The sequence below is a fragment of the Streptomyces sp. R41 genome, from assembly GCF_041053055.1.
Taxonomy (GTDB): domain Bacteria; phylum Actinomycetota; class Actinomycetes; order Streptomycetales; family Streptomycetaceae; genus Streptomyces.
This window is the reverse complement of sequence record NZ_CP163443.1, coordinates 4,831,714-4,844,919: the sequence shown is the minus strand read 5'-3', so window position 1 is coordinate 4,844,919 and position 13,206 is coordinate 4,831,714. Positions and strand designations below refer to the sequence as shown.

The window sequence follows — 13,206 nt, the reverse complement described above, 5'->3', positions numbered from 1 at the left end:
TCATGGCCGGTGTGCTCGTGCTGATGTTCGTCGTGGTGGCGCTGGCGGCGGCGGTCAAGTAACCGACCGCCACCGCCCGCTTCGGCATGCCCTCCCGGGCTACCAGGCGAAGGCCTCCGGCGACGGGCCAGGACCCGGGAAGATCTCGTCCAGGGACGTCAGGAGCTCCTCCGACAGTTCCAGCTCTACGGCGCGCAGCGCGGACTCCAGCTGCTGCGCGGTGCGCGGGCCGACGATGGGCCCGGTGACACCGGGCCGGGTCAGCAGCCAGGCCAGCGCGGTCTCGCCGGGCTCCAGGCCGTGCTTGTCGAGCAGATCCTCGTACGCCTGGATCTGCGCGCGGATCGTGGTGTTGGCGAGGGAGTCGGCGGCCCGGCCGCTCGCCCTGCGTCCGCCCTCGGCCTCCTTCTTGATGACCCCGCCGAGGAGTCCGCCGTGCAGCGGTGACCAGGGGATGACCCCGAGCCCGTACTCCTGCGCTGCCGGAATGACCTCCATCTCGGCGCGCCGCTCGGCGAGGTTGTAGAGGCACTGCTCGCTGACGAGGCCGATGGTGCCGTGGCGCCTCGCGGCGATCTCGTTGGCCTGGGCGATCTTGTACCCGGGGAAGTTGCTGGACCCCACGTAGAGGATCTTCCCCTGCTGGACCAGCACGTCGATCGCCTGCCAGATCTCCTCGAAGGGAGTCGAGCGGTCGATGTGGTGGAACTGGTAGATGTCGATGTAGTCGGTCTGGAGCCGCTTGAGACTGGCGTCGACCGCCCGCCGGATGTTGAGCGCGGAGAGCTTGTCGTGGTTCGGCCATGGGTCGCCGTCGACCGCCATGTTCCCGTACACCTTGGTGGCGAGGACCACCTTGTCGCGCCGCTCGCCGCCCTTGGCGAACCAGCTCCCGATGATCGATTCCGTACGGCCCTTGTTCTCACCCCAGCCGTACACGTTCGCAGTGTCGAAGAATTCATTTTGACATGCTGGTTGCTTCTGCCTAGCGTTGTCCTCCTGGACTGGGGAGGAAGGTGCCGAAGTGGCAAGGGTTCTGGGGGTAGTTCGCCTGTCGAGGGAGAGCGACGAGAGCACGTCGGTCGTCCGGCAGAAGGCATCCGTTCAACGATGGGCGGACGGGAACGGACACGTCATCGTCGGCTGGGTCGAGGACGTCGACGTGTCTGGAGGCGTCGAACCTTGGAAGCGTCCCGAGTTCGGCAAGTGGCTGCCGTCCACGATCGGCAAGGACGTGAGCGACATCGAGCACCGGCTCGCGTGGGAGGAGTGCCGCGCTGCGGAGTTCGACATCATCTGCGCGTGGAAGCTCGACCGGCTTTCCCGCCGAGTGATTCACGTCAACGTACTCGCTGAGTGGTGTGACCGGACCGGCAAGCAGATCGCCACGGCGGAGGGGGACATCGACCTGTCGTCCCCCATGGGGCGCATCCTGTTCCAGCTCATCGCCTCCTTCGCGGAGGGGGAGCTCGAAGCCATCAAAGCCCGGGCCAAGTCGTCTTATGTGCACCTGATGAAGGAAGGGCGCTGGCGCGGAGGCAAGGTGCCGTACGGCTACCGACCGGAGAAGGCGGAGACCGGCGACGGCTGGACGCTCGTGCCCGACGAGTACGGGCTGAACACCGCTGGGACGCTGCGAGAGATCGTGCGCAGGATCATCGGCGGCGAGTCCGCGAACAGTCTCTGCCGGTGGCTCAACGAAGACGCCACCAAGACACCGGCCTCCGTCGATGCCCAGCGCATCCGGAGCGGCAAGGAGCCGAAGGGGTCGCGATGGACCTCCAGCAACTTGGCCAAGTTGCTCCGTTCTCCCGCCCTCCTGGGACAGGTTGAGATGACCGAAGAGGTCACTCTCCCCGATGGACGGACCGAGCGGCGGACTCGTCTCGTCCGTGGTGCTGACGGTTTGCCGCTTCAGCGCGCTGAACCGCTGATCTCCAAAGAGGACTGGGAACTCGCGAGCAAGAAGCTGGAGGAGAACACCAGCAAGAGGTCCGGCAGCCGTACGGGAGGTTCCCCACTGCTGAGGGTGGCGTTCTGCGCTTGCGATGAGCCGGTATACCGCGCTCCTGGCCACAACTGGCCCCACTACCGCTGCGCCAGCAGAATCACCCACAAGCCGTGCAGCACGGGGAACAAGAGCATCAGCGCGGCTCTTCTTGAGAGCACGGTCGAGGGTGAGTTCCTGCGTGTAGCAGGAGATATCGAGATCGTCCGTCGAGTCTTCCGTCCCGGTGTCGACCACACGAAGGACGTCGAGGAAGTGACCCGCGCTCTGGCGGAACTGCGTGAGGATCGGGAAGCCGGGCTCTACTCCTCCGAGACCGGTAAGCAGGAGTATCGGGAGTCGTACGCGCGCTTGGATGCGAAGCGAGAACAGCTCATGTCCCTCCCCACCCGGCCTGACACCTGGGAAGAGATCCCGACCGGCCAGACGTACCGGCAGCGTTGGGCGCAACTCTCCACCGATGAGGAGAAGGGCAAGGAACTCCGTTCCGCCGGGCTGAGGGTGACCGTGCACATCGACGACGTCCCGGTTGCTTACATCGGCGGCAAGCCTCTCGTGACCCTCGACGAGGGAAAGATGCGTCAGAGGATCGGCCGCATCGAGATCGAGTTCCCCCGGGACTTCAGCGATCGGGTACGGCAGTTCACGGCGACGCACGGCTAGGACCAGGGTCGAAACGAGCAGGGCTCGATCACAGGGCCCTTCCCGTGCTCGGATCGCTGTGACGGGCGTCATCGCAACCTCGGGAGTGCCGGCGGAGTCCGACATGTTGGGTACCGCTGTGCCTCTATACACCTTCCACCTCGGCTGATCAGGCGCACGCCTACCAGAAGGGAGCCCATGACCCCCGCTTCGACGGGGACCTACCGGCGCTCACGGCGCCGTGGACGAAGGGGCTGCCTGTGGGGCGTACGCCGATCCAGTTCGAGGGTGACTACATCGCCGTTTCTCAGGAGGAGTACAAGCGTCGGGCCAGGGAGCCGCGCTTCGACTACGCCCACCGTGTCGAGTACGCGGCCATGGGGTGGGCGAACCAGATCGGGCACGCGGAGTTCCCCAAGGGGAAGCTGAACGAGGTGCTCGCCGACAAGAACGGCAAGTCCTTGTCGGTCAACGCGCTGAACAACCACATCCGTAGGGCCAAGGGGTGGGGTTTCGTCGAGCCCGAGTCGAACCGGCGGTGCCTTGTCCTTACGGAGTGTCGTGTGCAGAAGGGCAATGGAGACAAGTTCTGTGAAGAGCACCGCGTGTATCCGGCGAGGCGCTGGCGTCCGTAGGGCCGACACGTGAGACGTACAGGTGGGGCGAGCGAGATGCACGCAGTACGTGTCGATCGGGGGTGCCACTGCACGCGAGACGTGTAGTGGCACGCTTCTGACCTGGTAGTTCGTGCTGTTCTTCTCTATCTCTCTGGAGACAGTGGCGAGCCGAAGGAAGGGGAAGCGGAGGGCACCAGGGGCAAGGACAGGGCGGCCCCTGGCGGGACCGACAGAGCGAAGCCTTTGGGGCAAGGGCGAAGGAGAAAGCGGCAAGGGGCGGCCGGAAAGCGCCACCGTCCGAAGCGCGTCAACATCGAGGACGGCCCCGAAGGGGCCGCACAGTGGAAAGTCCCTTACGTACAACGGTAGGTCGAGGCAGAGGCGCGCAAGCGCCCCACTTCATGAAGAAGCAGGACAAGGCGCTACACGCTTCGCCGAGCCTCTGGCGACCCCTGGAACCGTGGCAGGACCTGAGCTGCCAAGACAGAGCGGTCTGTTATGGCGCCTTCACAGGGTCATACCCCCGCCCGTTCGCCGCCGCTTCGACGCCTCCGCTTGGCGTCAACTCGCTTCGTGCATCCCGGCATGCGTGATACGCAGGACCGATGTTTGGTCGACTTCCTCTCGATGAGCAGCTTGGCGTCTTGCGGACTGTGCTCTCCCGCAACGAGGTATTGACGGAGGTGCTGGGCAGGGCAGCGACGATGGCCTTGCCCGGCTGGTACGTGACAGCGGGGTGTCTCTTCCAAACGGTGTGGAACGTGGTCACCGACAGGCCACCGGCCACCGGCATCAAGGACTACGACCTCTTCTACTTCGACAACATCGACCTGTCCTGGACGGCAGAGGATGAGGTGATCAAGGCAGGGCGAGAGGTGTTCGACGACCTGTCGGCCGAGGTGGAGATCCGTAACGAGGCGCGCGTCCATCTCTGGTACGAGCAGAAGTTCGGGAAGCCCTGCCCGCCACACGATTCGGCCGAGGCTGCGATCGACTGCTTCGCGGCGACCACGTGCTGCCTGGGCGTGAGGCTGGAACCGACCGGAGAGTGGCGCGTGTATGCACCCCATGGGCTCTCCGACATTTTCAACCTTGTGGTCCGCCCCAACCCGGTCCTTGCCCCGCAGGAGGTCTACGAGGCCAAGGCCACGCGCTGGAAGAGCCAGTGGCCGGAACTCACCGTGCTGCCATGGCCGAGCTGAACTCCCGTGCTGTCTGGAACTTCAAGCCGTTGACCCTGGCGGGGCGTGATCACGCCAGGGTCATTCCAGAAACGATGGTTATCGGAACGCTCCAGAGCGTGCCGCCATCCCGTTCCGAAACTCATGCATTCGATGTTCTGGAACACTTGGTGTTTCGGAATGAGTTGTGGAATGATCCGGCTTGTGTCGAAGATCATCACTCCCGCGGGGCACCTCATTGGGTACGCACGCATCAGCACCGAAGACCAGGAGGCGCAGCTACAGCGCGACACGCTGACGGAGGCAGGCTGCGCCCGCATCTTCGAGGAAACGGCCAGCGGGAAGAACGCCGACCGGCCAGAGCTGGCAGCCGTACTCGACTACCTGCGTGAGGGCGACACCCTGTGCGTCTGGAAGCTCGATCGTCTCGGCCGGTCGCTGATCGACCTGGTGTCCATCGTTGACGGCCTGCGTGCCAAGGGAGTGGGGTTCAAGGTGCTGACCGGTGCTCTGTCCTCCGTCGACACCACTTCCGCCGACGGGCGACTGTTCTTCCAGATCATCGCGGCCATGGCCGAGTTCGAGCGGGCGCTCATCAAGGACCGGACCGTTGCCGGACTCGCCGCCGCCAAGGCGCAGGGCAAGGTGGGCGGGCGCCCCAAGGCCATGGACCCCAAGATGATCCAGCGCGCCGAAGACTTGAGGGCGGAGGGTCAGAGCTACGGTGCCATCGCCAAGGCTCTTGGCATCGGTCAGGCGACTGTCTACCGGGCGCTCACCGGTACGGCGGGGTGACCTCGGACAGTCACGCGTAAGCGGCTGAGGAAGGCGCACAGAGGCGCAGGTACCGGTTGCCTTGAGCGGGCTCGAAGGCGTTGGCTTGGGGGCCATGGAGTACACGCAGCTCGGACGCACGGGACTCAAGGTCAGTCGGCTGGTGCTCGGCACCATGAACTTCGGACCTCAGACCGACGAACCCACCAGCCACGCGATCCTGGACTCTGCGCTGGACGCGGGGCTGAATTTCGTGGATACGGCCAACGTCTATGGGTGGGGCGAGAACAAGGGCCGTACCGAAGAGATCATCGGCAACTGGTTCGCCAAGGGCGGCGAGCGGCGCGACAAGACCGTGCTCGCGACCAAGGTGTACGGCAACATGGCCGCCGACGGCGAGGCCCCCTGGCCCAACCACGACAAGCTCTCCGCGCTGAACATCCGCAGGGCCGTGGACGCCAGCCTCAAGCGGCTGCAGACCGACTACATCGACGTCTACCAGTTCCACCACATCGACCGTGCCACCCCCTTCGAGGAGATCTGGCAGGCGATCGACACGCTCATCCAGCAGGGCAAGATCCTCTACGTCGGGTCCTCCAACTTCCCCGGCTACAAGATCGCCCAGGCCAATGAGATCGCCGCCCACCGCTCCGGCACCATCGGCCTCGTCAGCGAGCAGTGCCTCTACAACCTCGCCGAGCGCCGCGCCGAGATGGAGGTCATCCCGGCCGCGCAGGAGTACGGCCTCGGAGTCATCCCCTGGTCGCCGCTCCAGGGCGGACTGCTCGGCGGAGTCATCAAGAAGGAGATCTCGGGCGGGCGCCGGGCCAGCGGCAGGGCCGCCGACACCCTCGCCAACCCCACCTCACGCGCGCAGATCCAGGCGTACGAGGACCTCCTCGACAAGCACGGCATCGAGCCCGGAGAAGCCGCCCTGGCCTGGCTCCTCACCCGTCCCGGCGTCACCGGCCCGATCGTGGGCCCGCGCACCGCCGAACAGCTGGAGTCTGCGCTGCGGGCCGTAGAGCTGGAACTGAGCGAGGAAGTCCTCACCTCGCTCGACGAGATCTTCCCCGGGCCGGGCCCGTCTCCGGAGGCCTTCGCCTGGTGATCAGCGGGCTCCCCGAGCCCGCGACCGCCGCTCCTCTACATGGGGGGCGGCGGTCGCTGCGTATCTCGATGCATCAAAATGCCTACTTGGCCGTGTCGAAGTAGTTGATCCCCGAGTCCAGCGCCGCGTCCATGATGGCGTGACTGTCGGCCTCATCGGTCTGCGGACCGAAGTTCATGGTGCCGAGGACGAGCCGGCTGACCTTGAGTCCCGTGCGTCCGAGCTGCGTGTACTTCATGACTGACTAGCCAACGGGGTGGAGTGCGCTCTAGGCAAGGACCGACTTCTTCAGGCTGTTCGCTGACGAAGCAGCCGGCGAACCGTGACCGCGTACGTGGGCGGACTGGCGGTGCCTGCCGTCAGATTTGTGCCAGGGGTGGGCTGTTGGTGGCCCTTCCTGGGCGGGGAGGAGTGGCGCAATTCCGCCAATCGCTCCCTTGTGGAGGGGGCTGTGCCCACAGTCCGAGGGCGGGCTGGTCCTCGCCGCACTCGCCAAAGGCCCCGCCGGTTTCGGCGAGGTGCGCGAGCGGGTGCCGGGCATCAGCGACCGGATGCTCCCCGGCTCCACGAACTGGCTACCGCGGGCCTCATCACCCGCACGGTGCTCCCCGGGCCACCGCTCCGCTCCCAGTACGCGCTCACCGCGCACGGCAGGGCGTTCCTGATTCCGCTGGCGGCCCTGGCGTACTGGGCGGAGGACCACCTGCCACCCCACCCCGAAACCCGGTTGTCCCACAGCCCCTGATCCGCTTGGCTCGGCCCCCGTGACCGCCCTTGAACTCGCCGCGCTCGTACGCCCGGACCACTACCCCCGCTCATCCGCCTACGACCCCGCCTGGCTGCTCGGCCTCGACATGGGGCCCAACCCCCTGTGGCTCCTGGAGGACCTCGCCAGGGACCTGGATCTGCGGCCCGGCATGCGGGTCCTCGACCTCGGGTCGGGGAAGGGGGCGACTTCGGTGTTCCTCGCGCGGGAGTACGGCGTACAGGTCGTCGCGGCCGACTGGTGGGTCGGGGCGGACGAGGCGGCGGCCGTCTTCGCGGCGGCGGGCGTCGGCGGCCAGGTGGAGGCCGTACGGGCCGAGGCGCATCAACTGCCCTTCCGGGAGGGGAGTTTCGACGCGATCGTGAGCATCGACGCGTTCGAGTACTTCGGTACGGCGGACAGCTATCTGCCGTACCTGGTGCGATTTCTGCGTCCCGGTGGCCAACTGGGCATTGCCACACCGGCGTTGACCCGCGAGGTCCGCGAACTCGGCGCGATACCCCCGCACATCAAGGCGGTGGTCGGCTGGGAGGCCATCGCCTGGCACACCCCGGAGTGGTGGCGGTTCCAGTGGGAGATCACCGAACTGGTCACCGTGACGTCCGCGCGGCTGCAGGAGGATGCCTGGCGGGACTGGCTGCTGTGGAGCCGGGCGTGCGCCGAGCACCTGCCGGAGGGGCGGGCCGCGCAACAGCCCGTCATCGACATGCTGACCGCCGACTCGGGCGAGTACCTTTCCTTCGCGCTGGTGACGGCGCGGACCACTGCCCGGACCTGAGCGTTGACCGAAGAGGCGTGCCCAGGAGACGTACCTAGGAGGCACTGTCCCCCTGGACGAGCGCGTGCAGGTGCTGGTCGTGCCAGCCGTCCGCGTGCAGCAGCGCGCCGCGCATGGTGCCTTCGAGCGAGTATCCGGCCTTGGCCGCCACGCGGCAGGACGCCGGGTTGGCCACCGAGTGGCACAGCCGCAGGCGGTGCAGCCCGAGGTCCTCAAGGGCCCACCGGCCGATGCGCTTCACGGCCTCGACCACGACACCGCCGCCACGGGCCGCGGGCAGAATCCAGTAGACGATCTCGGCGCTGCCGCCGGTGAGATCGATGTCGTTCCACCCGATGAGTCCCATGGCCTTGCCGCCGCAGTCGCCGCCGCCCGACCGTGCGATGGCCCAGATCGCGCCCTGCTCGGCCTGCCAGCGCTCGTGCATCCGCTCGATCCTCTTGCGCGCGTCGTCGAGTGACTCCACGTGCAGGAGGTTCCATTGGCGAATCGCCGGATCCTGGCCCGCGGCCACCAGCGCGTCGGCGTCGCCGGGGAGCCAGGGACGCAGCTCCAGGCCGTGGGGGAGGTCGAGTACTGGTTGCGGGGTCCGGGCCAACTGACCGGCGGGAACAGCGGGGGGTATGGGCGAGTTGGCGATCATCGCGGCATCGTGCCACATGCCCGCGCTTCAGTCCCGGGGGAATTCGTCTGTCTTGAGGGTGAGGCCGACCACCGTGTCAGTGAGGTCCACGGCGAGACCGAACGCGATCTTCAACTCGGTCATGTAGTCGCCGTCCTTGGGCTGGGTGAAGATGTGGCTCCTGCCCTGGTAGGGGTCGACGATGATGTAGACGGGGACCTCGGCACGTGCGTACGCCGTCTTCTTGGGGCCGTAGTCGTTGGCGGCGGTGCTTTTGGAGACGACCTCGGCCACGAAAACGACTTCCTGGTAACGCCAGAGGCCCTTCTCGTTCTGCTCGGCGTCCCTGGCGAGTAGCGTGACATCGCTTGCGAAGCCGTTGAGGTAGCCGGGGTAGTCGATGCGTACGTCGGACTTCACGCGCTGGCGTGGGTACTTGTCCCGCAGTTGGTCATAGATGGCTGCGATGATCTCCCAGTGGGTGTCCCGCTGCGGTGACATGAAGATGTGCCCCCCGACGATTTCAACCTTGTAACCCTCGGGGATGGGACCCTTCTCAAGCCACTCGAACATCGTGTCGAGCGTGAGCTCGCCGGTGCTCTCCCTGCTCTCGGCCATCTCGATCCTGTCTTCAAGGACGGTCATCGTGGCGCTCCTCCCCGGCTGCCACCCGGTCGAGTGCAGCCGCGCAGTACAACGATACGCACGGTGACCAGGCAACGCCGGGAATCGGTCAGGCGGTTTCGGCCTCGTACGGCTCGCCGAGGTCCCACGCCTGGTACATCGCCTCCGCGAAGCCCTCCGCGATCTTGTGCTCGCCGCTCGCGTTCGGATGCGTGCCGTCGTACGTGTCGAAGTTGATGTCGTACGAGGGCGGTGGGGAGGCCAGGAGGAGCGGGGAGCGGGGCTCGTCGAGGTCGGCCACGGTCTTGGCGAGGAGTTCGTTGAAGGAGGCGACCTCGGCGGCGAAGGGGGCGTCGGACTCGGCGCGGACATTCGGTATCACCGGGAGCAGGACCATGCGGATGCGCGGGTTCGCGGCGCGGGCCTGCTCGATGAAGGCGCGGGCGTTGTCCGCGGTCTGGGCCGCGTTCGTGTAGAAGCCGAGGTCGATCAGGCCGAGGGAGACGAGCAGGACGTCGGCGCGCTGCGCGCGGACCGCCTCGCCTATCAGTGGGGCCATGTGCAGCCAGCCCTCACCCCAGCCGGCCAGGTGGGCGCGGGGGAAGTCCGGGTCCGCGTACTCGTAGGAGTCGGGGGAGTCCGTCGCCTTGTCGTAGAGCGTCTCGCGCGGACCGACGATCTTGAACGGGCCCCCGTACGTCGCGCGCAGGTGCTGCCACATTCGGTAACGCCATGTGTGTTCGCCCGCGCTACCGATCGTCATGGAGTCGCCGACGGGCATGAACCTGAGCATCCGCTCATCATGGACGATCAGCGGGGGTGTCTCGGGCCGTGGGGGTGTGAAGCTGGACACGCCTTCGTACGAGACGCGCCTTCGTACGAGACACGCCTCCACGCGAGACATGCCTCCACGCGAGTTCGGCCGGCGGCCGCCGCGTGAACCGTCCGCCGGGATGGCACGCTTGGGGCCATGCGCCCATCGCCTTCGCTTCTCGCCGGAGCCGTCCTCGTCGTCGCCCTGGCGGCGCCGGCCGTCGCCGACAGCGCGGACGAGGGGTTCACGATCAAGGATCCCAGGATCACCGAGTCCAGCGGACTCGCCGCCTCGCACGCCCACCCCGGCATCTACTGGACCCACAACGACAGCGACGACGGGGCGTACCTGTACGCCGTCGACAGCAGGACGGGCCAGACCGTCGCCACCATCACCATGAGCGGGGTCGGCGCCCCCCGGGATGTCGAGGCCATCTCCATCGGCCCGGACGACAGCCTCTACGTCGGTGACATCGGGGACAACCTCGGCGGCAAGTGGGACCACGTGTGGATCTACAAGCTGCCCGAGCCGAAGGTGCTCAAGGACCAGACGATCCGCGCCACGCAGTACGTCGTGAAGTACTCGGACGGGCCGCGGAACGCCGAGTCGCTGATGGTCCATCCCAAGACCGGGCGCGTCTACATCGTCGACAAGAACGAGGACGGCGGCCACCTCTACCAGGGCCCCGCCCAGCTCTCCGCCTCCGGCACCAACGTCTTCGAGCCCGTCGCCACGGTCGACCTCTGGGCAACCGACGGCGCCTTCTCGCCCGACGGCAAGCAGCTCGCCGTACGCGGGTACTTCGGCGGGATCTCGTACGACTGGAACGGCGGGAAGATCAAACGCCAGGGGCGGCTGAACGTCCCCCTGCAGGGGCAGGGCGAGTCCGTCACCTACACCCCCGACGGGTCCGAGCTCATGTACGGGAGCGAGGGCGCGAACAGCAGCGTGCAGCCGGAGAGCGTGCCCGGGTACAGCGGGTCCGGGTCCAAGTCGCCTTCGAAGGGCGGCGGTTCGGCCTCCGGCAGTGACGGCGACGGGCTGAGCGGCGGGTTCAAGGTCGGCGCCATCGCGGTCGCAGCCGCCTTCGCCGTCGTCATCGGCTTCAGGCGGCTGCTGCGCCGGAACTGACCTGCATTACGTCGGAGCCGACCTGCGTCACTTCGAGTACTACTCCTCCAGCGGCCGTACTTCGTAGTGCAGCGTCGGCGTCCGCATCACCTTGTGGGCCAGCGGTACGAAGAGGCCTTGCATGAACGGGTACTTGTGCCGCAGCAGTTTCGCCGCGTGCTTGTCCTCCTCACTGCCGTGGTCGAGTAGCCGCGTCCGGGCGTGGATCTCGGGCCCGGTGGGTGCGCCACGGAAGGTGGAGGGAGCGATCTCCACCTCCGGGTTGTTGCGCAGGCGCTTGACCTTCCAGGTGCTGCCCGGGGTGCGGAAGTACGCGTGGTCACCCTCGACGGCGATGTTCACCGGGGTGCCGACGCCCGTGCCGTCCTTCTTGTGACTCGTCAGCAGGACGGCGTACTGCTTGGCGAGTGGGGCGAGCTCGGGGCTCGGAGTCGGGGCACTGCTCATGTCCTCCATAGAGGCACTGATTGCCCCGCTTGTCACCCTCTCGGTGGGAGCCCGTTGCCAGAACGCTTGACGTGCCCATGGTCAATCCCTTCCATGGAGGGTGCGCGGTGCATGGGAGCGCTCCCATCAGTTCCGGGGCCGCGCCTCCCCGAGAGGAACCCGCACATGTTCCGCAGCCTCCGAAGAGCACGAGGTTTACGAAGGGCGCTGTGTGCTGCCGCCGCCGCGCTCCTGTTGCCGCTGGCGGGCGCGCAGACCGCCCATGCCGCAGCCCCCGGCGCCGGTTACTGGCACACCAGCGGCCGGCAGATCCTCGACGCGGCGAACCAGCCCGTACGCATCGCCGGGATCAACTGGTTCGGCTTCGAGACCGGCAACTACGTGGTCCACGGCCTCTGGTCACGCGACTACAAGAGCATGATCGACCAGATGAAGTCGCTGGGCTACAACACCATCCGACTCCCTTACAGCGACGACCTGTTCAAGGGTGCTGGTGCCGTGCCCAACAGCATCGACTTCTCCGGCGGCAAGAACGCCGACCTGCAAGGGCTCAACTCTCTCCAGGTCATGGACAAGATCGTGTCGTACGCCGGTCAGGACGGCCTCAAGGTCATCCTCGACCGGCACCGCCCGGACTCGGGCGGCCAGTCGGCGCTCTGGTACACCTCCGCCGTCCCGGAGTCGACGTGGATCAGTGATCTGAAGGCCCTGGCGGCGCGCTACGCCGGACAGGACACCGTCATCGGCATCGACCTGCACAACGAGCCCCACGATCCGGCCTGTTGGGGCTGCGGCGACACGGCGACGGACTGGCGGCTGGCCGCGCAACGGGCCGGGAACGCCGTGCTGTCGGTCAACCGGGATCTGCTGGTCTTCGTGGAGGGCGTGCAGACGTACGCCGGGGTGTCGGGCTGGTGGGGCGGCAACCTGATGGGAGCCGGGCAGTACCCGGTGCAGCTGGATGTGGCGAACCGGGTCGTGTACTCCGCCCACGACTACGCCACCAGCGTGGCCCAGCAGAGCTGGTTCAGTGATCCGTCCTTCCCCGACAACATGCCAGGGGTGTGGGACAAGTACTGGGGCTACCTCTTCAAGCAGAACATCGCGCCGGTGTGGGTCGGCGAATTCGGTACGACGCTTCAGTCGACCGTGGACCAGAAGTGGCTGGCGGCCCTGGTCTCGTATCTGCGCCCGACGAGTACGTACGGCGCCGACAGCGTCTCCTGGACCTTCTGGTCGTGGAACCCCAACTCCGGTGACACGGGCGGCATCCTCAAGGACGACTGGGTGACCGTGGACACGGTGAAGGACGGGTACCTCGCCAGCATCAAGGCGCCGGGGTTTCCGAGTACTGGTGGTGGGGGCGGAGGTGGCGGCGGCACGGCTGCTTGCAGTGCCGCCTACACCGTCAGCAGTGACTGGGGCAGTGGCTTCAACGCCGACGTGAAGGTGACCGACACGGGGACGGCCGCGATCAAGTCCTGGAAAGTGACGTGGACTTGGAGCGGTTCCGAGAAGGTCACGAACATGTGGAACGCGACGTACACGCAGAGCGGGGCGACCGTCACCGCTGTCAACGCCGATCACAACGGGGCGATCGCGGTGGGCGGTTCGGTGAGCTTCGGGTTCGGGGGAGCGCCGGGAGGTGGTGCGGTACCCGCGGTTTCCTGTACGGCGACATGAGAGAGGGG

Annotated in this window: 13 protein-coding genes and 2 pseudogenes; 9 read left to right on the top strand and 6 right to left on the bottom strand. The window is 66.9% G+C overall.

The annotated features are described in order from the left end of the window. Nucleotides 1-99: 99 nt before the first annotated feature. Nucleotides 100-957, bottom strand: a pseudogene (locus tag AB5J53_RS22150) (aldo/keto reductase); the annotation flags it as partial. Nucleotides 958-1,024: 67 nt separating this feature from the next. Here AB5J53_RS22150 and AB5J53_RS22145 point away from each other — a divergent pair. The 5 genes from AB5J53_RS22145 (at nucleotide 1,025) to AB5J53_RS22125 (ending at nucleotide 6,333) form a co-directional block, all read left to right on the top strand. Continuing rightward, entirely contained in the window at nucleotides 1,025-2,671 is a 1,647-nt protein-coding gene (locus AB5J53_RS22145; RefSeq protein ID WP_369247406.1) for a recombinase family protein, read from the top strand. Between the two features lie 239 nt (nucleotides 2,672-2,910). Next, nucleotides 2,911-3,285, top strand: coding sequence for a hypothetical protein (locus AB5J53_RS22140; RefSeq protein ID WP_369247405.1), 375 nt, complete (start codon nucleotides 2,911-2,913; stop codon nucleotides 3,283-3,285). A 587-nt stretch (nucleotides 3,286-3,872) separates the two neighbouring features. Then, nucleotides 3,873-4,469, top strand: coding sequence for a nucleotidyltransferase family protein (locus AB5J53_RS22135; RefSeq protein ID WP_369247404.1), 597 nt, complete (start codon nucleotides 3,873-3,875; stop codon nucleotides 4,467-4,469). Nucleotides 4,470-4,640: 171 nt separating this feature from the next. After that, nucleotides 4,641-5,243 carry a recombinase family protein gene (locus AB5J53_RS22130; RefSeq protein WP_369247403.1) on the top strand — a complete coding sequence of 201 codons (603 nt, stop codon included), beginning with the start codon at nucleotides 4,641-4,643 and terminating at the stop codon, nucleotides 5,241-5,243. 94 nt (nucleotides 5,244-5,337) lie between these two features. After that, nucleotides 5,338-6,333, top strand: a complete 996-nt coding sequence (locus AB5J53_RS22125) for an aldo/keto reductase (protein WP_369247402.1) — start codon at nucleotides 5,338-5,340, stop codon at nucleotides 6,331-6,333. An 88-nt stretch (nucleotides 6,334-6,421) separates the two neighbouring features. Here AB5J53_RS22125 and AB5J53_RS22120 read toward each other — a convergent pair. Beyond that, nucleotides 6,422-6,571 (bottom strand): annotated as a pseudogene (locus AB5J53_RS22120) (aldo/keto reductase); the annotation flags it as partial. A gap of 84 nt (nucleotides 6,572-6,655) precedes the next feature. On the opposite strand from AB5J53_RS22120, the gene AB5J53_RS22115 reads away from it, so the two are divergent. Beyond that, nucleotides 6,656-7,078 carry a winged helix-turn-helix transcriptional regulator gene (locus AB5J53_RS22115; protein WP_369247401.1) on the top strand — a complete coding sequence of 141 codons (423 nt, stop codon included), beginning with the start codon at nucleotides 6,656-6,658 and terminating at the stop codon, nucleotides 7,076-7,078. A 19-nt stretch (nucleotides 7,079-7,097) separates the two neighbouring features. Then, nucleotides 7,098-7,877: a cyclopropane-fatty-acyl-phospholipid synthase family protein gene (locus AB5J53_RS22110; protein WP_369247400.1), complete on the top strand. Its 780-nt coding sequence runs from the start codon at nucleotides 7,098-7,100 to the stop codon at nucleotides 7,875-7,877. 34 nt (nucleotides 7,878-7,911) lie between these two features. Here AB5J53_RS22110 and AB5J53_RS22105 read toward each other — a convergent pair whose 3' ends face one another. From AB5J53_RS22105 to AB5J53_RS22095, 3 genes are all read right to left on the bottom strand, one after another. Further along, nucleotides 7,912-8,520, bottom strand: a complete 609-nt coding sequence (locus tag AB5J53_RS22105; RefSeq protein ID WP_369247399.1) for a GNAT family N-acetyltransferase — start codon at nucleotides 8,518-8,520, stop codon at nucleotides 7,912-7,914. A gap of 27 nt (nucleotides 8,521-8,547) precedes the next feature. Further along, entirely contained in the window at nucleotides 8,548-9,144 is a 597-nt protein-coding gene (locus tag AB5J53_RS22100) for a Uma2 family endonuclease (protein ID WP_369247398.1), read from the bottom strand. An 88-nt stretch (nucleotides 9,145-9,232) separates the two neighbouring features. Then, a complete protein-coding gene (locus tag AB5J53_RS22095) occupies nucleotides 9,233-9,916 on the bottom strand; it encodes an SGNH/GDSL hydrolase family protein (protein ID WP_369252388.1) in 684 nt (227 codons plus the stop codon). A 177-nt stretch (nucleotides 9,917-10,093) separates the two neighbouring features. Here AB5J53_RS22095 and AB5J53_RS22090 point away from each other — a divergent pair, with 177 nt between their 5' ends. Then, nucleotides 10,094-11,068, top strand: a complete 975-nt coding sequence (locus tag AB5J53_RS22090) for a WD40 repeat domain-containing protein (RefSeq protein WP_369247397.1) — start codon at nucleotides 10,094-10,096, stop codon at nucleotides 11,066-11,068. A gap of 39 nt (nucleotides 11,069-11,107) precedes the next feature. Here the strand turns inward: AB5J53_RS22090 and AB5J53_RS22085 are convergent, their stop codons facing one another. Then, entirely contained in the window at nucleotides 11,108-11,515 is a 408-nt protein-coding gene (locus AB5J53_RS22085; RefSeq protein ID WP_369247396.1) for a PPOX class F420-dependent oxidoreductase, read from the bottom strand. A gap of 165 nt (nucleotides 11,516-11,680) precedes the next feature. On the opposite strand from AB5J53_RS22085, the gene AB5J53_RS22080 reads away from it, so the two are divergent. Then, entirely contained in the window at nucleotides 11,681-13,198 is a 1,518-nt protein-coding gene (locus AB5J53_RS22080; RefSeq protein WP_369247395.1) for a cellulase family glycosylhydrolase, read from the top strand. The last annotated feature ends 8 nt before the right edge of the window (nucleotides 13,199-13,206 follow it).